The sequence below is a fragment of the Pseudomonas bharatica genome (assembly GCF_048586865.1).
Taxonomy (GTDB): Bacteria; Pseudomonadota; Gammaproteobacteria; order Pseudomonadales; family Pseudomonadaceae; genus Aquipseudomonas; species Aquipseudomonas bharatica.
Genome location: NZ_JBMAWR010000004.1, coordinates 136,050 through 153,712, shown reverse-complemented (window position 1 = coordinate 153,712; position 17,663 = coordinate 136,050). Strand labels below are relative to the sequence as shown.

Genomic DNA, 17,663 nt, shown 5'->3' with positions numbered 1-17,663 from the left:
GCTTTAAGTCGTATCATTGCCATCAGGCTCGAACTCTTCTCAACTGGAGCTTAACTGCTCTTTCTTTCCGATCAGGGGTATCACTTAATTCGCTCAAGCGCATAGAGGCCGGAGAAACACTTCGGCAGGTAACGATGTAGGCGGTGGCCTTTGCACTGGAGAAAGAGGGCCTCATTTTCTTCTCTGGCCACCATCCTTTGCGGGGTGAAAACTGCCGAGGCGCGACACCCAACCCAAAAGCAAGAGCTGACTACCATCTTTTGGAATGATGAAGAATCATCTCACCCGCCACAGTTGATCTATCCGTGTCGTGTACGAACGGCTCATCATCTCGCGCCGCATACCCCATTCGGGGGCGCGGGGGACACTCGCGCTCCGCATAGTCCCTCGGCCGTACTTGCCATTGATGTCGTCCAGCACCGACATCAGCCGATCACATGCAACTGGCTGGGTCATCGCGAACAGATCATCGGTGAACTCCCCAGGCTGCCGCAGATCCATCAGCAGCACCTCAGCCTTGCTGTACCGGAATCCCGGACGGTAGACCTGCTCCACAGCTTCAGTGGCTGCCCTGGTGAGTAGCAGCGTGTCGTTGGTGGGATACGGCAGCTCGACCAACGCACCGTTGGCATACCTTGCCTCATCAGGATTGAACATGCCGGTGCGAATGCTCACCCGCATGCGCTTGCACACCGAGCCCTGGGCCCGCAGCTTCTCCGCTGCCCGGGCTGCATATGTGGCCACCGCCTGCTTGATCGGCGTCAGCTCGACCAGGCGCTTACCGAACATCCGGCTGCAGCAGATCTCTTGTTTCGGCGGATCAGGTTCCTCCAGTTCCAGGCAGGACGTGCCGGCGAGCTCTCTAGCCGCCTTCTCCACCACCACGCTGAACTTGTCGCGCAACATGCGTGGATCAGCCTTCGCCAGGTCCATCGCAGTCCGGATGCTCATTGCCTCCAGGTGTGCGGTCATCCGCCGGCCAATACCCCATACCTCCTTCACCTCGGTATTGCGTAATACCCAGTCACGCTTGAAGTCATCGCAGATGTCCACCACGCCTCCAGTCTGAGCCTGCAGGCGCTTCGCGGTGTGGTTGGCCAGCTTCGCCAGGGTCTTGGTCCGAGCGATCCCAACACCAACCGGGATGCCCGTGCACCGCAACACCCGGGCACGAATGTCACGGCCGAGCTGGGTGCGGTCGCCAGGGATTCCGGTGAGATCAGCGAAGCATTCGTCGATCGAATAGACCTCAGACGCCGGCACCATCGACTCGATTAGGGTCATTACGCGTTCGCTCATGTCGCCGTATAGCGCGTAGTTCGACGAGAAGGCGACGATGCCGTGCCGCCTCAACTTCTCCATGGCCTGGAAGTAAGGCTCACCCATCTTGACGAAGGGCTTTGCGTCGTAAGAACGGGCAATGACGCAGCCATCGTTGTTGCTCAGTACCACGATTGGCGTCTTTGCAAGGTCGGGACGAAACACGCGCTCACAGCTCGCATAGAACGAGTTGCAGTCGATCAGCGCGAATACCTTGTCACTGGGCATGATCGCGCACGCTGTAGCGAACCACGCCCCAGATCACCATCTCGTCACCTTCCATGATGTGCCTGGGAGGATATGCCGGATTCTCGGACTGCAGGATCACCGCGCCATTGCGTCGGTAGAGCCGCTTGCACACCGGCTCCGCGTTGACTGCCGCGATCACGATATCGCCGTGCTCCGCTTCATTGCTGCGGTCTACGATTAGGAGATCACCGGAGTAGATCCCGGCGCCTTGCATGCTGTCGCCTTCCACCTGTACCAGGTACACATGCGGAGCACGGAGGTCGAACAGTTCGTCGAGGGAAATCTGCCGCTCCATGTGATCCGCCGCCGGCGACGGGAAGCCGGCCGGCACGCGGAAGGAATAAACAGGGAGCAATGTTGGTCCACCGGTCGGCGTTCCAAGAAAAGTGATGGTCATGACGGAGGGTCCACAGCAGACTGTATATTCATACAGTTAACTGTCAGATTTTTCCCACGTCAATGGATGGTCGTGAGGCAACCGACAAACGTACAGAGGTGATTTATGTGCGGGAGGTACTCGATCTACGAAGACATGGACACCTACCTACGGCAGTTGTCCTTGGACCTGGTGGTGATCAACGGCTACGACCACGAGCGAATCAATCGCTACAACGTCGCGCCATCGACCCGCGTCGAGATCATACGGCCTGTCGAGGGAGGACTGAGTGTTGATCGAGTGAAATGGGGATGGTCGCCCTTTTGGGCGAAGGGGAAGCGTCCTGATCCTATCAATGCCAGGGCCGAGACGGTGATGACGGGAAAGTTTTTCAAGTCGCTATGGCCGGCAGGCCGAGCCCTGGCGCCCGCGAATGGATGGTTCGAGTGGGTACCAGATCCAGCGGATGCGAAGCGCAAGCAGCCTTATTACATCACTGCTAGCGATGGTCAGCCGCTGTTCTTCGCAGCGCTTGCGGAAGTCCATCCTGGGCTGGAGGTGAACGAGCGCGACGGCTTTGTGATCATCACCGCAGCCGCTGACGAAGGGCTCATCGACATCCATGATCGAAAACCATTGGCACTTTCGCCTGAACTGGCCCGCGAATGGATCAATCCTGCAACACCTTTGGTACGTGCTGTTGAGATACTAAAGAGCGGCTGCAGACCCGCCACCGATTTCGACTGGTATCCAGTAAGCAAAGCCTTGGGCAATGTAAAAAATCAGGGATGTCACTTGATCGAACAGCATCGTTTAGCCTCTGATAACTAATCGCTTTCCTGCTAGAGCTTCATTCTTACAAAGACTCATGTCGACATGCGTTACTCTGCCGGGTATCGTACTGATCGAACACCTTCTGGAAGAGTCCGGAGGAAGCGTTGCACCAAGGAGATTACATGGATAGCACCGCAATACAATCGCAACTTAACGCCAACCGCAGAACAGTGTCCTTTGACAGCTATGACGTCACAGTCAGGCAGCTTTACGACATGATTTGCGAAGATATCATTGACGTCACCCCCGAGTATCAACGTCATTTCGTGTGGAACCAAGAAAGACAATCTCAATTAATTGAATCCATATTGCTCGGAATTCCGGTACCAAGTCTTTTCATGGCCACAAATGAGGACTCGTCGTGGGAGGTAATCGACGGCCTACAACGATTAACAACCATAGTAAATTTTATCGGCGAAACAGCAATCATTGGCAAAATCAGCCAAGAGAGTAAACCTCTTATCCTCAAGGGCTTAGAGAAACTTGACACTCTTAACGGCTTAACATATCAACAGATCCCGAAATCAATTCAATTGATGTTCATGACACGCCCAATTCGAGTAACCGTCCTGAACGACAGAAGTGATTTCAGTCTTCGATTCGACTTATTTGAGCGTTTGAATACAGGAGGCGTAATTCTACACCCTCAAGAAATCCGCAACTGCGTATACCTAGGACCATTCAACAACTTCATCAAAGAATGTTCTGCCAACCCTCACTTCAAAAGTATTTTGAAAGTCGGTTCCAACGCTGAAAAGAACGGAAACATTGAAGAATTAGTCTTAAAGTTTTTTGCTTACTTCGAAGAACGCGATGAATTCGTACACAGTGTCAAGGGATTCTTGAATGAGTACATGGCAAAAAAATCAGAAAACTTCAAAAACAGAAAGAAACTTAAAGAACTATTTGACAATACATTCTCATTACTTGCCGACGCACTACCAGACGGCATTGTAAGATCGAATCGAAAAAACACCACCCCATTAATTTTATTCGAGGCAATTTCCATTGGAGTAGCAGACGCTTTGAGTTCAAATAAAAAAATAGACAAGACCAAATTAAAGGCGCTTCTTGACGACAAAACTCTTGCTGCGCTGACGACAGGCGCGACTAACAGCAGGAAGAAATTGACAGACAGAATCAAATACGTGAAGGATAACGTATAAATGAGCTATGAGGATGTGAGGTCGCTAACGAGAGAACGGCTAACAGAGGTACAGCAGTTACTCAATCATATTGTCTCACTAGAGCCAGATAATGCAACCGCGCCTCACCCTCCCGAAGTTAAAATACTTAGGGGCTTTTTCTATGTACACTTATATGCAGCGCTCGAAAAAAGCGTTAATGAGGCCGTACAACTGACCCTCAGGCTAATAGCATCACTAAACGCCCCTAGTAAACATTTCGAAATTACAGTTGGAACAATTACCACGAGAGGACGATTACAAGCCTTTAAATCATGTAGCTTTAAGGCCTACAACGACAATGCCCTATCAATTTTTGATTGCCTAGAGTCATCAGAAATAACAAAAATTGATGAGGCCCAGTTCTCTGACGTGCTAATGAATGTGTGGACCAACTCCATTCTTGAGGTTCTTAAATCATTTGGCATAAACCTACCCATAACACCCAGAACAAGAACAACAATTGACGAGCTCGTCGAAAACCGAAATAAAGTAGCTCACGGTCGAGAGAGCGCCCTCTCTGTCGGCGAGCGGCATCGCTCGCATGTTCTGCGAGACAAATTTACGATTACCACAAACCTAATCGACTCAGTAATATTAGCCCTAGAGAATTTTTACAATTCAAAAACATTCATTAAAATTAGTGAGCGAGCCACTTATTCAACACCCCCAAACTAAACACACCCTCATAAACTTATTTTGATATTAGCCTTATATAGTCTTGGCACGCTGAAAGGGCAATTATTCCCCGATCCCCGTCAGCGGTGATCCCGATAATTCGTTGAGCATGCGCTTGGTCAAGTTGGGCTCTATCGGCTCCATGAACCACGCCGCCGGCGCCGGGGGTGGCTGACACCCCACCGCCACCAACTGCGGCTGCTGGGTTGGCGAGGAGGACTGACAACCGCAGGTCAGCAGTAGCAAGGCGGTCGCGAAGGCGAGCCTGGGCTTGTTGGGCATCGGTAAGCTCCTGGTGATGGGTTTTGTCGGCGGCCTGCAGGCGGGCCTCCAACGCAGTGCGCTTGGCCTGCTCAGTTTTGTTCCAGTCAACGATCGCGAGCGCCGCGTCCAGACGCTCGCGCTGGAACACGCCGGCCTGCTCGGCAAGCTGCCGCTGATACTCGGTTGCCTGCCACTTCCAGGCGGCGATGCCACCCAGGCCGAGCCCGAGCAGCAGCGCGACGCCGGGCAAGCGCCAATTCAGCAGGCTCACTGAAGCACCGCCAAGGCCCGCTCATAGAGCTTCAGCCGATCTTCCAGGCCGTTGGTCCCACCGTTGATCTTCCTGGTGATCTGCAAGAACTCACCCCGGTCCGCCATCCCGTTAAGCCCGTTTGTCTGCCAGAACCACGCAGCAGACATGGATGCGTAGACGGGATGCTCCAGCAGCTCGGGGGTATTGAGCAGTCGGGCGTCACCGAATAGCGCTTCGCTGCAAGCGTTGTAGTTGAACTTGCCGGTGACCTGGATCAGCCCACGGCCGCGATACTTCTGGCCGTCGCCATCGGCCTCCGGCGTATTGCCCAGGCGCTGGGCCAGCTTGCCGGTGTCGTATTTCTTCAAGTAGTCATCGCCACCCAGCTCCCGAACATAGCGAAGCTGCCCGGACTCGTGGCCGATCTGCGCAAGGAACGCCGCCATGCGCAGCCGGGTCACGATCCCGTACTTGCCCATGGAAGCGTTGAGAGCAGGAACAAAAACGCCGGCTTGTTTGCCGGCGTTGGGGAAAATGCGCAGCAGCTGCTGCTCGTTGATGGGCATAGTGGTCCTCCTATGGCCGTCAGGCCGTGGCTGGTAGATCGATGGTCTTGAGGGGTTTGGTTTCTTTTTTCTTCTTGCCTTTGGCCTGGGCCTTGCCCTTTTTCCCGCCGTTGCATTCGACCGAGGTCGTCCAGCCGGCGGTAGTGAAGGTCTGCTCGACGCTGTCGACCAGGTATTCACCGTCGAGGCCGCTTTTGAAACCCTGGGCGTTGATCAGGCGCTCGGCGAACAGGTCAGTCCGACCGGCCATTTCCAGACGCACGCCTGCGGTGCTGCGGTTGAATGCCGCCAAACGCGCCTTGGCGGCCTGCTCGGCTGCCGACTTGTTCGGGTGGATGTGGCGGTCGGTGTGGACTGCCGGCAACGTCGACGGCGCGTCGTCGTTGGCGACGTCTATCACCTTGAGTTCGCCCGTTTTCTTGTCCTGGTGCTTTGCGCGCACCGCCTTGTGTGTGGTCTTGTCGCCCAGGGTGAACTGGTAGCGGCTGACATCCCGGCGGCTGATTGTGACCGCCGGCAGGGCCTTGCCACTGGCGCTGAGGGCGCCTTGGCGGGGCATCACCAGCAGTTTGCCGTCGGCCACTTTCGCGGTGCAGTCGTACTGCTTTGCGAGGCGGGTGATGAAGTTGAAGTCCGACTCGTTGAGCTGGTCGACCCGGGGCACCTTCGTCTGGACCGGACAGACCGGCTCCCAGCCGTTGCGCTTGGCGATGTCGCGCACGATCTCCTGCAGGGCGACGTCTTCCCAACTGCCGCTGCGAGTAGTCTTGCCGGTACCGCGCATGTCGCTGGCTTTGCCCCGGATCACCAAAGTGTCCGGTGGACCGCTCAGCTCGATCTCGTCCACCGTGTACCGACCAAGCTTTGCCAGCGGCTGGCCCGCATAGCCCATGAACACCTCGACACTGGCGCCGCGACCAGGCAGCGATACCGCCTGGTCGCGGTCATCGATGCGCAGCTCGAATTCGTCCGATTCGAGCCCGGGCTTGTCCGATGTACGCAGCATCAGCAGCCGGTCGTTGATCAAGGCGGTGATGTCGCGGCGATCCGCCACAATGCGAAAAACCGGTTGCATTTCATTGACTCCAGAAAAAGAAAACCCCGCACTGAGCGGGGTTTTCGAGGCTAGGGAAACTGCTGATTACTGGTAACCAAGATTTTGCAGATCGGTTGCCAACTGCGAATCAAGCACCGAGTTGCCAAGAAGCTCATCTTTCTGGAACGAAAGATACGCGACCTTGCTGATGGAGCTAACCTCGCGCTGCTCTACAAACCGGAACGCCCTAACAACATCGTTGCAAAACTGCTGTTGAAGATCATTGGGAACAAACCCGTAGCGGCCTTGTATGACCATGGCGTGTCCCATAGCTTCGAAGTCAGAGATGGTGCGCTTATCACGAGTCTGCTTTCGGAGAATGGCCCTCCCGATTGAGAGAAGAATCGCATCACTTGTAAAGCCGGTGTAGTTGTCCATTGGAGAAGCCTCGGAGGAGAGTTTTGGGGTACCGCAGCCTGATCATTGGGACTCAGTCGGATTTTTCAATATAGGCTAGCCCCAGAGGTTAAGCTCCGGTGACTCAGACATTCGCACCACAGGAAAGACAATCAGCAGTCCTTCTCGATAAGGCTGAGGCTCGTCACCCAAGCCTTGATTAGCAGCGAGCACCGCTTCGACGGTGCCCTTTAGATGTCCGTAATAGTGCTGACAGAGGGTATCCAGCAGATCCCCCTCAGACGTTCTGCATGTCGTCGCCATAGCTCACGAACTCCAGGGAGAAGGACTGTTTACGCGGGATTCCGCCGGCGAGCAGGCTGCCCTGTTCCTCATCGACACTGAGCAGGCACCAATTGCCGAGCACCTCGCCGTAGCCTGTGACCAGGCTCAGCGGGCGCAGCGCGCGGCCGATGCTGCGCAGGGTCTCCAGCTGCTTGAGCCCGACCTTGCCGTCGGGATAGATCACGCCCTTGAGCGAGATCTTGTCCTCGCCCTGCCCTACCGCCTGTTGCGCGATCGAGCGGGACAGCCGTTCCTGGCCGGCCCAGCGGAACGCGGTCTGCCGGCGGAGCTCTTCGAACGCGGCGGTGTCGAGGTTGAAGTAGTACGGTTGGGCATTCGGCGCCAGGGACTGGATGATCAGCAGGTGGGGGAACGGCTTCACCGCTTCCGCCGCCGGCGTCAGCGCCGGCGCAAAGGAACCGGTCGAGACAATGTTGCCGAGCGAGGGGCTGACCTTGCCTGCCACCTGGTTGATGGCGGCCCCCGCCTTGGCGGCCTGCTCCTGCAGCGTGCCGAGGCGCTCCTGCACCTGGGCAGCAGCCGTCGTAGCCTGGCCGTAGATCGCGGCGACCCGACCGACACTTTCCTGTGCAGCGTTGATACCCCGCATGGTTCGCTGGAGCTTCTCCCCGAGGGCCGGGCCGATGAACGGGATGTTCTCCAGTTCGGAGGCGGCCCCGGTGATGTCGCTGATCGCCCCGTTGAGCGGGCCCAGCATGTCGTCCGCGCTGCGCCGGCCCGCTTCCCCCGCAGAGACCAGGTACTTCAATCCGGACTGCAGTTGTTCCATGTAAGCCATCGGCCCTCCTACACATGGGGTTCATCACTCAGTTGACGGGCCTGCGCCTGGCGCGCGAAGTCCTGCATCTGCCGCTGGATGTGCGGCCAGATCTCCTGCGCCACACGCGCCGGATCCTTTGCATCGCCCTGTACGGTGACCGGGATGCTGGGTGAGAAGACGAAGGACTGATCGACCTTGGCAGGTTCCGGTTTGACGGCAGCAGGCGCAGCCGAGATGTTCGGCGCAACAACTGGTGGGGGCGCGGTTTCAGTGATTGCCCGAACGACGTCACCTGGTGCGGCGGCAGTTGACTCCTTGTCAGCGACGGTCGTCTTCAGCGGCTCCTTCTCACCGAACAGCGCCTTGCCCAACCAGGCACCACCCACCTCTCCGCCCATCCCGCCGACGATAGCCCCCACCAGGCCACCAATCGCTGTTCCGATCACCGGCACCACCGAGCCGAGCGCGGCGCCGGCCACAGCCCCGGCCGCGGAGCCTGCGAGGTTGCCAACCACACCGCCGTACCCCTCGGCTTTCTCATCCTGTGTTTCAGCATTCAGCGCGACATCGATCGCACCCAGCCCGGCATCGATCAGGTTGACCCCAGGCAATCGCTTTCCAGACGCCGTCACGTTGCGCGCGCCCTTGACCAGACCGGCCCAACGGCTCGACGGTAGCGAGACCGGCTTCGGCACGTCGGGCACGGACCGAGGCCTAGATGGGCTGCGATGTGCCTGGGCTCGTTCCTGACGCTTTGCCCTGCGCCGTTGCCGACGACTGGACTCCGGCCCGCCGCCGCCTTGCACCGTATGACCGATCGCGGCAGCGTTGACAACGAATACCTTCTGCGTTTCAGGAGCCGTCGCCAGCGGCTCGCCAACGGGGGTATTGCTCGTCCTGCGAAAGCGCCCGAGCAGACCAGGCTTCTGAACCGCCGGAGCTGATCCGGCCGGCAAGGTTCTACGATTCGTGCTCCCTTCGGCGACTGTCCTGCCGCCACGGTCGGCCAGCCGTTCCAGTGTCTTGCCACGTCCCAGATCAATCAGCCCCTTGCCAACCCGATAGCTGTTGATGACGCCCTTCAGCGCCACGAACCCAGCCGCAAGGGCGCCAACGCCGACAAGCACCGACTGGAACTCGCTGGACAACTTGCTGAAACCCCGGGCCAGGACCGTGACGCTGCTTGCCGCCAAATCAGTGAACGGCCTCAAGGCATCGCCAACGCTGCGCATGGCGTCATCGATCGCATTGGCCGTTTCAAGCCACTTCTGCTTCGAGGTTTCCCGGCGTTCGGCAAGGTTCTTGTCGAGGATGCCGGTGGCCTCGCCGCCCATGGCGTCCTTCTTCAGCTGTTGGTACAGCCCACGGTTCTGTCCGTATGCGGTGAGCGCGGCCTTCACCTGCATGTCGTTGAAGATGTCGCCAGTGCGCAATGACTGCTCAAGAGCATCGAGCATTTTCAACGCCTTCGCCGGGTCGACCTCCTTGTCGATCTTGGCCTGCGCCTCGGCCATCTTCTTCGCTTTCGCAGGGTCGGTCTTTTGCACGTATTGCATAGCGAGGGCCATGCTGGATTCGAGCACCGACATGCCCTTCTGTATCCCGGTGGTGAGCGACGCCTGGTAATCGATGCCCGCTTTCTTGTAGGCATCGACCACTTCGCCGGAGCCGATCTTCTCGATCCAGTTCTTCAGATTGTTCGCCGCCTCGTCGGAGCTGCCCGCAGTTTTCATCTGCACTTGCAGCATCGCCCCCAACTGGGCAACCGCCTCCGGCCCCACGCTACCGGTTTTCTCCATACCGGCGAGCAGCACCGGGAACCAACGAGCCATGTCCGACGCTTCGAAACTCCCCGCCTGGCCCTGCAACGCAACGCCTTCCAGCGCCTTGGTCATCTGCTCGGGGTCGGTGATCTTGGCGTTCTGCTCCATCGACATGATCATCTTGGCCGTGTCGTCCCCGCTCGCGCCTTGGCCTACCGAGAACTTCGCCGCGACGTCGGCGTAGGACAGCGCCCGGTTGAGGTCCATGCCGGCGCCGACCAACTGGTTGACCAGATCTGCAACGCCGGCATTGCTCATGCCATTGTCCTGGGCGACCTGAATGATCCGCTTCGACATGGCCTGCTCCTCGGGCTGGTTCGCCACCCCGGCCTTGATCGCGATGTCGCGCATGGTGGCCTGGTACCCAGCGCTGATAGCGGTCGGTATCGCGACGGCTGCCACCCCTGCCGTCGCCTGGGCGGCTGTCGACTTGAGTCCCTCCTTGCCAGCGGTGAGCTGTTGCCGCCCTTTGATCTGCAGATCCGTTGCACGTGCAGTGCGACCAAGCCGCTGGTACTCCCGGTCCAACCGGCCGACCTGGACGCCTTGTTTGCGCAGCGCATCCAGGTTGGACTCCAGCTTGCGCAGCAGTCCGCTCGCCGAGGACGAGCCGCTGTCGTGCGCTTTCTTCCATTCTTCGCGCAGCTTGACCGTTTCGCCGATCATGCCCTTGAGCACCCGGGCCTTGTTGCCCTTCTGCTCAAGCTGCGCGATACCGCTCTCGGCGGTCTTGAACGCCGAGCCAAGTGACGACGCCACCGCGCCGCCGATGACCAGCGAGAGATTCAGTCTGCTTGCCATGGTTCACCCTCGACAGGCTCAGTCCGTGAGCCACCAGACCATGTCGCCATAGGACATTGTCATGATCTCCGAGGCGGAAAAGCCCAGCTCCTGGGCGAGCCGCTTCGCCGCCGCTTTCTGGAGAGCGGGATTAAAGTTCGTCGTCCTGCACCAGGCGAAAATACGCGGCCTGCAGGCGGGTGTAGTCCTTGAGGGTCAGGGCTTCCAAGTCCTTGATGCTGACCTCGGCCAGGGAGGCGAACAGGTTCATCTCGCGCTGTTCTGCATCCTCCCCACCGGTCTGCTGCGCAGTGCGCAGGTCACGAACGGTTGGCGCCCGAAGGGTCAGCTTGTCGACCTTGATGCCGTTGGCTTCGCTGGGGCGGGTCAGGCCGATGGTCACGCGGTCCGCGTCGATGGACATCCAGCTCGGAGTTTTCTGGCTCATAGGGTTTTCCTGAACGTGGGGTTAGAGGCCAAGGGCAGACCGCTGGGCCGCCAGCTGGTCGACGCCGTTGATGACACGCTTCATGCCGAGCGGATCGATCTCGTACATCAGGCGTCCATCGACTTCGAGCTTGTAGTAGGTGAGCGCGACCGAATGCTTGAACTCGGCCTTGTCGGCCGGCTTCCAGTCGCCCATGTCGACTTCCTTGAGCAGGCCGCGCAGCGTGACCACCACCGGTGTGATCGCGCCTTTCAAGCCTTTGAAGGCACCGCGAAAGGTGCCGTTGAACGACGTGCCGTCGGCTAGGCCGAAGAACTTCAGCGACTCCTTGCGCACGCCCACGGTTGCGAAGCTCGCTTCCATCTTTTCCATTCCCTGGTCTTTCTCGATCGGCGCATCCATGCCGCCCAGACGCAGCTCCTCAACCTTGAGGGTCAGCTTGGGCAGGGTCAGGCTGGTGACGTCGCCTTGAAAGCTGACGCCATCGACGAACAGGTTCAGGTTCGCCAGGGTTTGCGGAATCATTGCCATGTGGTGCGCTCCTTAAGCGTTCTGGTCCAGGACTTCGGTCAGCCACTGGTTGGTGACCTCGACACGGAAGTTGGGGTTTTCAGCCGGCGGAACGTCGGTGAACCGGATGTTCCAGTACACCTTGCCCTGCTCCAGTTGGCTGGCGGTGTTCAGGTCCGGGTCGGCGAACACCTCGAAATTGATGATTGCGCCCTGGGCCTTCAGGTCGCGCATGAAGTTCTCCAGGCCCTCGGTCACGTCCTTGACGTAGGTCGCGGTGATCGAGCGGTCCACCGCCCATTTGTGCCCGTAGAGGATCGCGTCCATGACGATATCCATCGTCCGTACGCGGGTAACGAACGCCCATTTCGGGTCGCTGGACAGCGTGCGGTTGCCCCACAGGCGGTAGCCGTCATCGCGAATGATGGTGGTGATATTGGCGTTGTTGAGCAGGTTGGCCCGGCAGGTTTCGTCGCCGTCGAGAAACTCCACGGAGCGAGTGGTACCGGTGATGCCGACGAACTCCTTGTTCGACGGCGAGGCCCAGAAGCCGTACTCGTTGTCGGTCCAGGCGAACAGGCCAGCGACCCAGGCCGAGGCCGGCGCGTTGACCGTGGCGTCGGCCGAGGTATCCCAGAACTGGACACCAGGATCGACCATGTACGCCCGCTTGGCCCCGAAGTTCTCCGCGTAGGCCAGTGCGGCTTCATCGGTCGTGCCCGGCCCGTCGATGATCGCGATACCGCGCAGCTTGTCAGCCAGGGCTACCAGCGCAGTACCGACCGCTTGGGTCGCGCTGTGCTTCGGCGTGACCAACAGGCGCGGCTGGGCGTTGAAACGGCTCTTGCCGTCGAGCAGCGCCTGCAGGCCGGTACGCTTGCCGTCGACCAGGACGCCGCCGATGATCGCGGAGGTTTGCTCGGCAGGGTCGGACAGCTTCGCCACACCGCAGGCGACGATCACCGCCTTGGCTCGGGCGTAGATGGCCTGGCACGCCTTGGTGATGGCCGAGGCCGGGCCGAAGGCTGCGACAGCTTCACGCTCGCTGGTGATCAATACCAGGTCGTTGGCCTTGGCCGTGGCGGTCGGGCCTTCGGTGAAGGTATCGACCAGGCCGATGATGGAGGAAGACGGCAACGCGATGTTGCGCGCGCCGGTATCGACGTTCGTTACGGTTACGCCGTGAAAGAAACCGCTCATACATTCTCCAGATGCGAAAAAGCCCCGCAGTGCGAGGCCAAGGGGTTCAGCAGGAAAGAAAACGCCCCGAGCAGGCGGGGCGTCATGGGGCTGGCTGGTCGATCCAGTCCGGTGGTACCGGCCTTCCCGCCGGATCGGGGAACGCCTCCTGTTGCGGCCAGTCGCGCAACGTCTGTAAATAGGCCAGTAGCTCGTCGAACTGGGCAGCGGAGAGTGTCGGCTCGCGCCCCAGATCCAGTTCGTCGCGATGGCGATCCCTCAGCCACTGCACCGCAGACAGCTGGCCGTCACGCCAGCCACGCTCGGCGCTCGCCAATTGCTCCGGTGTGGCCGGCGGAGGCTCGGCTAGCACCGGCCGACCTTCGTCATCCGCCACGATTTTCATCGCATGGCTCTGTCCACTCAGCAACGCCTGATGTTGTTCATCGGTAACCGGGACCGCATCCTTCGGAAGCTCGGGGAACAGCGCCAAGTCAATGAATCCTCCGATTGATGCGCTGTAGTACGTTCTGGTCGTCATGTCACATTCCTATCGAGATAAAACGGGCCGCCACGACACTGTTGTTCCAGGCACCTCCCGACGCTTGCTGGGATTGTGTGAACAATCGAAACCCGCTGAGCGTCAGATCGCCGGTGTAAGCAGATTCGATTTCACCGGTGCTGTTCACCGCGCAGGCAATGGTCACGAAGTGATCATTCGGATAGGTCGTTGGCAGCACGATCATCGTGCCGTTGGACATCTCACCGTTGGCCGCAGTACCCCACTGCCGGATGATTCCGCTCGGCATTTGCTCCCAACCGGCTGCTGACTTCTGACTGGCAAAGCTGCCCATCTTGCCCAGCGTTGCCGAACCGGTGACATACCATGCCGAAACGTTGGCCCGTGTGAAGACCGCCTCGCCACCGGGAGGAATCGAGAGCGTCGTCAACTGCTCGCCGCTGACGTGGATGAAATCCCCGCTCGTACGATTGACCGCCAACGGGTAGGCCGACACGTTATGCACCGCGATTCTTCCACCCACCGGCAGCTCGCTCGCCGCCGGAAGGAGGAAATACATTCCGGCGCTTGAGCCGGCGAAATACACCAGTTTGCCGGCGTCGGCCGCCACTAATTGCCGGCTGGCCGTATAACCGCTGACGCCACCAAACTGTGCGCCGTGGCGCTTGACGAACGCCGTGCTGGCGATTGTCGAGGAATCGTCGAATAGCGCCGCCAGAGGCGTGGTTGGCGCACCGGTCAGAGCAGGACTGGCGAGGGGTGCCTTCAGCGACAGGTAGTAGTTGATGGTCGCTGCAAAGTTGGGGTCATTGCCGAGCGCAGCTGCCAGCTCGTTGAGCGTATCCAGGGCACCGGGAGCTGCATCGACCAAAGCTGCCAGTGCTGACGCCACGAACTCAGTGGTTGCGATCTGCCCGTTCCTGGTTATCAGTGGCGGCGTATTGGCCGTCGGCCAGCCGGTAAACGCAGGCGACTCAAGCGGAGCGCGACTCGTATCGGTGGGGTGCCGGTGGTCCTCGCGCGCACTTTTGGCCGACACCCCGACGGCCGCCACACCATCCACCAGCGGCGCCGTGGTGCCCCGCGCCGCAGCCAACTCTTGCTGGACAAACGCCGTGCTCGCCAGTTGACTTGTGCTCTGGCCGGTGGGGGCCAGTGGCGCCGTAGGGACGCCGATGAACGACGGCGAGTCGATCAGCCCTGCCAACTCCGCACCGACAAATGCGGTGGTGGCGATCTGCGAATTGCGAGATCCCGTGGCGGGCGTGTTTGCGGTCGGCCATCCACCGAAGCCTGGCGAGATCAAAGGCGCGCGGGTCGTATCGGTGGGGTGCCGGTGATCGTCGCGAGCGACCTTGCTCGAAACGCCCGCTGTCGCCACGCCATCCATCAACGGAGCGCCGTTGCCGCGCGCTCCCGCAAGTTCCTGCTGGACGAATTCCGCCGTGGTCAATTGACCATTGGCCGTGCCAGGCGCCAGCACGGGCAGGCCACTCATGCGGTGTAACGCCCCCGTCCCTTGGGCGAACCACTCGTAGCTACTGATACAAGTGAATTCCAGCTCACTGCCGGGATACAGCACAAGAGAGTCGATGCGCCCACCGACGCCCCCGATTTGCAGGGTGTCGGTGCCGAGCTTCGCCATATTGACCGGGACGCTCGACACGTTCTGCACGTTGATCGTCCCGCCCACGCGAACACGCGCGGCCGCCGGCAATGTCAGCGTCTGATCGGCACGCTCGCCGTAGTAGTAGACCATCTTGCCCACTTCGGCCGGGGTAATGGCGCCGCCCGTATCCCGGGGAGAAGTGCCGCTATATCCGCGCGTCTCGGTGATACGGGTTTCAACATATTCCCGGGTTGCCAATACCACGGCCGGGTCGATCTTCAGTTGCACGTTCGCGCTACTGGTCACCACCAGGTTGAGGCGAACCACCTGGGTTTTGCCCGTGCCCTGGGCGAGCAGCGGCTTGTAGCTCGGCGCACAGTTCGCCACTGCGACCAGGTCGCCCGCCTCGTCGTACAGACCGATTTCGCGAATCCACCAGCCGCCTACGTCAGGCGGAATCACCTGCTCGGCGATGATCACGCTGCTGTTGCTGGGATCGATCTTCACCTGGTTGAGCGGCGCCCGACGGCGTTCGTTGATCAGTCGGGTCTGGGTGCGAGACGGCACTGGATCGGTATTGTTGGCATCGCCAACGCCCATTTGCGCGAAGGTCCAGGGCACGCCCAGGGCATCCGCATTGGCCTGCTTGGCCTCGCCCGTCGCGGTCAGAATCGCGAAGAACTGGCTGTTCTGGTCGGTCATGAATAAACATCCAGGGTTTCGATTTGATGGTCATGGCCCTTGAGGCCAAGGTTGCCGCGTACCTCGATATCGCGTGAGGCAGGCGGGTAGACGTCGATTGCCTCGCCCTCGGCCAGCGCCATGGCGAGGCGCAGGGCGCCGGTGGTGGACAGGGAAATGGCGAGCCCAGTGAGGTGGCGACTGACGGGCTTGGCGTCGTCAATCAGCCGCGTCAGTTCGTCGTACATTTCTTCGGTGATGCCCTGATCGAGCACGCCGACTTGCAGCGCGAACGTGCCGGGCACGCCCTCGGGGACGGTCTGCCACCACTCCCTGACCTCGATCAGGTAGCCAAGGGGCTCAACGACCCGACGCAGCGCTCCGATCGTTCCCTTGCGCGAATGCACGTAGAACGCCGAGCGGATCACCGAGCGCTTTACCGCCTCGCTCCAATTCTCATCCCAGCGATCCACCGACCAGGCCCACGCCAACTGATGCAGCAGGTGCGCCGGGCAGGTGGCAGGGTTGTAGAGCGTGCGCAGAGGGATGTCAGGATGGTCGTGGTTGGCGGCCTCGATAGCGCGTTCCAACGACGTGCTGTTGAGCGGTAGCAGACTGGTCATGTCAGCTACCCCATTCGACGGTAAAGCCAGTGCACCAGGCCGCTTGCGCCTTGGTCGGCGCCAGGTCCTGCCAGTCGATCAGCTCCACACGGCTCACGCCGGCGATATGCAACTGGGCGTCAATCGCAGACCGGGCGATCTCGACGCCGAGGCGCCGACGCGGGTTGATCCAAGCCGCCAACCGGCGCCGGCATTCGGCCAGCGCAGCCTCAGACTCCGGGCCGTTGCCGGCCTTGTACAACAGCGCATCGATGCGGTAATTCAGGACCTCGGCACTCTCCACGAATAGCCGGTCCCCGACCGGACGCACGTCGTCATCACTGATTTTGACCCGCACTTTCTCCAGTAGATCAGCGCTGGCCTCTCCAGCGCCCTCCAGCGACAGAACCGTGACGGTAACGACCGCCGGCGACGGGCTCTCCGCAGTGGCGTCTGCCACCAGCCCCGAGGCGTTGCGGGCATGCAGGATGTAGCTGTTACGCGGGCCGGCCGTGGTCAGCCCCTCGTACACCAGTTGGATGCGCTCACGCAGGGCGTCGTCTTCCTCCAGCACCTCCAGCGTCGGTGGTGTCGTGCTCGGATCCGCCGCTTGCACCACCAGGCGCTTCAGGCTCACGTTTGCTGCAAGCTGGTCAAGGTCGCTGCCCTGGGCGTAAGCCAGCATCAACGCCTTGGCCGCGTCGTTGATCCGCGCCCTGTTCTGCAAGCGCCGGTAAGCGCCCAGTTCCAGCAATTTGGTCACCGGATCGCTTTCAAGGTTGGCGGTCCAGTTCTCACCCATGAAGGCCCGAAAGGCCGCCAGCTCCTGCTGGTAGGTATCCTCGTAATCGAGATCCTCCAGTACCTGCGGCGCCGGCAGCGCCGATAATTCAACAGTGCTCACGCGGTCACCTCCAGAATCTGGCTATCGCCCAGGTACTGCCCGGTCAGTTGCAGGGTGATTTGCCCTCCGACGATGGCCGTCACCCTCACCCGTTCCAGTTTCAAGCGGGGCTCCCAGCGCCCCAGCGCCCGGGCGACCTCGGCCTGTACCGCGCTTTTCCAGCCGTCGTTAACGGGCAGGTCGACGAATCGGCGTAGCTTGCTGCCGTAGTCGGGACGCATGCGCCGGCTACCCAGCGGCGTGGTCAAGATGTCCTCGATGGACTGCCGCAGGTGGGCTATGCCCGACAGCGGCTGCCCGGTGCGGCGATCCACTCCGATCATCG

At 60.0% G+C, this 17,663-nt stretch carries 20 protein-coding genes and 1 pseudogene; 3 read left to right on the top strand and 18 right to left on the bottom strand.

The annotated features are described in order from the left end of the window. Positions 1–276: 276 nt before the first annotated feature. Together umuC and ACKLLE_RS07325 are read right to left on the bottom strand one after the other, a co-directional pair. Positions 277–1,548: a translesion error-prone DNA polymerase V subunit UmuC gene (gene umuC, locus ACKLLE_RS07330; RefSeq protein WP_420057458.1), complete on the bottom strand. Its 1,272-nt coding sequence runs from the start codon at positions 1,546–1,548 to the stop codon at positions 277–279. Then, entirely contained in the window at positions 1,538–1,966 is a 429-nt protein-coding gene (locus ACKLLE_RS07325; protein WP_420057457.1) for a LexA family protein, read from the bottom strand. The genes umuC and ACKLLE_RS07325 overlap by 11 nt, the downstream gene beginning before the upstream one ends. A 105-nt stretch (positions 1,967–2,071) precedes the next feature. Between ACKLLE_RS07325 and ACKLLE_RS07320 the strand changes: the two genes are divergently transcribed. From ACKLLE_RS07320 to ACKLLE_RS07310, 3 genes are all read left to right on the top strand, one after another. Beyond that, positions 2,072–2,776: an SOS response-associated peptidase family protein gene (locus ACKLLE_RS07320; RefSeq protein WP_420057456.1), complete on the top strand. Its 705-nt coding sequence runs from the start codon at positions 2,072–2,074 to the stop codon at positions 2,774–2,776. A gap of 125 nt (positions 2,777–2,901) precedes the next feature. Next, complete coding sequence (locus tag ACKLLE_RS07315) at positions 2,902–3,945, top strand: DUF262 domain-containing protein (RefSeq protein WP_420057455.1); 1,044 nt, start codon at positions 2,902–2,904, stop codon at positions 3,943–3,945. Next, positions 3,946–4,641 (top strand): MAE_28990/MAE_18760 family HEPN-like nuclease, encoded by a 696-nt coding sequence (locus ACKLLE_RS07310; RefSeq protein WP_420057454.1) that lies wholly within the window; start codon positions 3,946–3,948, stop codon positions 4,639–4,641. Between the two features lie 16 nt (positions 4,642–4,657). Here ACKLLE_RS07310 and ACKLLE_RS07305 read toward each other — a convergent pair whose 3' ends face one another. From ACKLLE_RS07305 to ACKLLE_RS07230, 16 genes and pseudogenes are all read right to left on the bottom strand, one after another. After that, complete coding sequence (locus ACKLLE_RS07305) at positions 4,658–5,176, bottom strand: lysis system spanin subunit (RefSeq protein WP_420057453.1); 519 nt, start codon at positions 5,174–5,176, stop codon at positions 4,658–4,660. Continuing rightward, positions 5,173–5,724 (bottom strand): glycoside hydrolase family 19 protein, encoded by a 552-nt coding sequence (locus tag ACKLLE_RS07300; protein WP_420057452.1) that lies wholly within the window; start codon positions 5,722–5,724, stop codon positions 5,173–5,175. Before ACKLLE_RS07300 ends, ACKLLE_RS07305 begins: the two co-directional genes overlap by 4 nt. A 19-nt stretch (positions 5,725–5,743) precedes the next feature. Continuing rightward, entirely contained in the window at positions 5,744–6,799 is a 1,056-nt protein-coding gene (locus ACKLLE_RS07295) for a phage late control D family protein (protein WP_420057450.1), read from the bottom strand. A gap of 66 nt (positions 6,800–6,865) precedes the next feature. Then, positions 6,866–7,198 (bottom strand): hypothetical protein, encoded by a 333-nt coding sequence (locus ACKLLE_RS07290; RefSeq protein ID WP_420057449.1) that lies wholly within the window; start codon positions 7,196–7,198, stop codon positions 6,866–6,868. A 75-nt stretch (positions 7,199–7,273) separates the two neighbouring features. Continuing rightward, the gene (locus tag ACKLLE_RS07285) at positions 7,274–7,480 is read right to left on the bottom strand and encodes a tail protein X (RefSeq protein WP_420057447.1); all 207 of its coding nucleotides are present in this window, start codon (positions 7,478–7,480) and stop codon (positions 7,274–7,276) included. Next, a complete protein-coding gene (locus ACKLLE_RS07280; RefSeq protein ID WP_420057445.1) occupies positions 7,455–8,300 on the bottom strand; it encodes a phage tail protein in 846 nt (281 codons plus the stop codon). The genes ACKLLE_RS07285 and ACKLLE_RS07280 overlap by 26 nt, the downstream gene beginning before the upstream one ends. An 8-nt stretch (positions 8,301–8,308) precedes the next feature. Next, positions 8,309–10,906, bottom strand: a complete 2,598-nt coding sequence (locus ACKLLE_RS07275; RefSeq protein WP_420057444.1) for a phage tail tape measure protein — start codon at positions 10,904–10,906, stop codon at positions 8,309–8,311. A 130-nt stretch (positions 10,907–11,036) separates the two neighbouring features. Further along, positions 11,037–11,333: a phage tail assembly protein gene (locus ACKLLE_RS07270; RefSeq protein WP_064302347.1), complete on the bottom strand. Its 297-nt coding sequence runs from the start codon at positions 11,331–11,333 to the stop codon at positions 11,037–11,039. Positions 11,334–11,354: 21 nt separating this feature from the next. Then, positions 11,355–11,864 carry a phage major tail tube protein gene (locus ACKLLE_RS07265; protein ID WP_420057442.1) on the bottom strand — a complete coding sequence of 170 codons (510 nt, stop codon included), beginning with the start codon at positions 11,862–11,864 and terminating at the stop codon, positions 11,355–11,357. A gap of 12 nt (positions 11,865–11,876) precedes the next feature. Next, positions 11,877–13,043, bottom strand: coding sequence for a phage tail sheath subtilisin-like domain-containing protein (locus tag ACKLLE_RS07260; RefSeq protein WP_420057440.1), 1,167 nt, complete (start codon positions 13,041–13,043; stop codon positions 11,877–11,879). A gap of 82 nt (positions 13,044–13,125) precedes the next feature. Continuing rightward, on the bottom strand, positions 13,126–13,563 hold the full coding sequence (locus ACKLLE_RS07255; RefSeq protein ID WP_420057439.1) for a phage tail assembly chaperone: 438 nt from the start codon (positions 13,561–13,563) through the stop codon (positions 13,126–13,128). Between the two features lies 1 nt (position 13,564). Continuing rightward, positions 13,565–13,831 carry a gp53-like domain-containing protein gene (locus ACKLLE_RS07250; RefSeq protein WP_420057539.1) on the bottom strand — a complete coding sequence of 89 codons (267 nt, stop codon included), beginning with the start codon at positions 13,829–13,831 and terminating at the stop codon, positions 13,565–13,567. A 1,539-nt stretch (positions 13,832–15,370) separates the two neighbouring features. Beyond that, positions 15,371–15,853 (bottom strand): annotated as a pseudogene (locus tag ACKLLE_RS07245) (phage tail protein); the annotation flags it as partial. Continuing rightward, entirely contained in the window at positions 15,850–16,455 is a 606-nt protein-coding gene (locus ACKLLE_RS07240; RefSeq protein ID WP_420057437.1) for a phage tail protein I, read from the bottom strand. The gene ACKLLE_RS07240 and the pseudogene ACKLLE_RS07245, both read right to left, overlap by 4 nt. A gap of 1 nt (position 16,456) precedes the next feature. Further along, positions 16,457–17,338 (bottom strand): baseplate assembly protein, encoded by an 882-nt coding sequence (locus ACKLLE_RS07235; protein ID WP_420057435.1) that lies wholly within the window; start codon positions 17,336–17,338, stop codon positions 16,457–16,459. Next, a complete protein-coding gene (locus ACKLLE_RS07230; RefSeq protein ID WP_420057434.1) occupies positions 17,335–17,661 on the bottom strand; it encodes a GPW/gp25 family protein in 327 nt (108 codons plus the stop codon). Before ACKLLE_RS07230 ends, ACKLLE_RS07235 begins: the two co-directional genes overlap by 4 nt. Between the last annotated feature and the right edge of the window lie 2 nt (positions 17,662–17,663).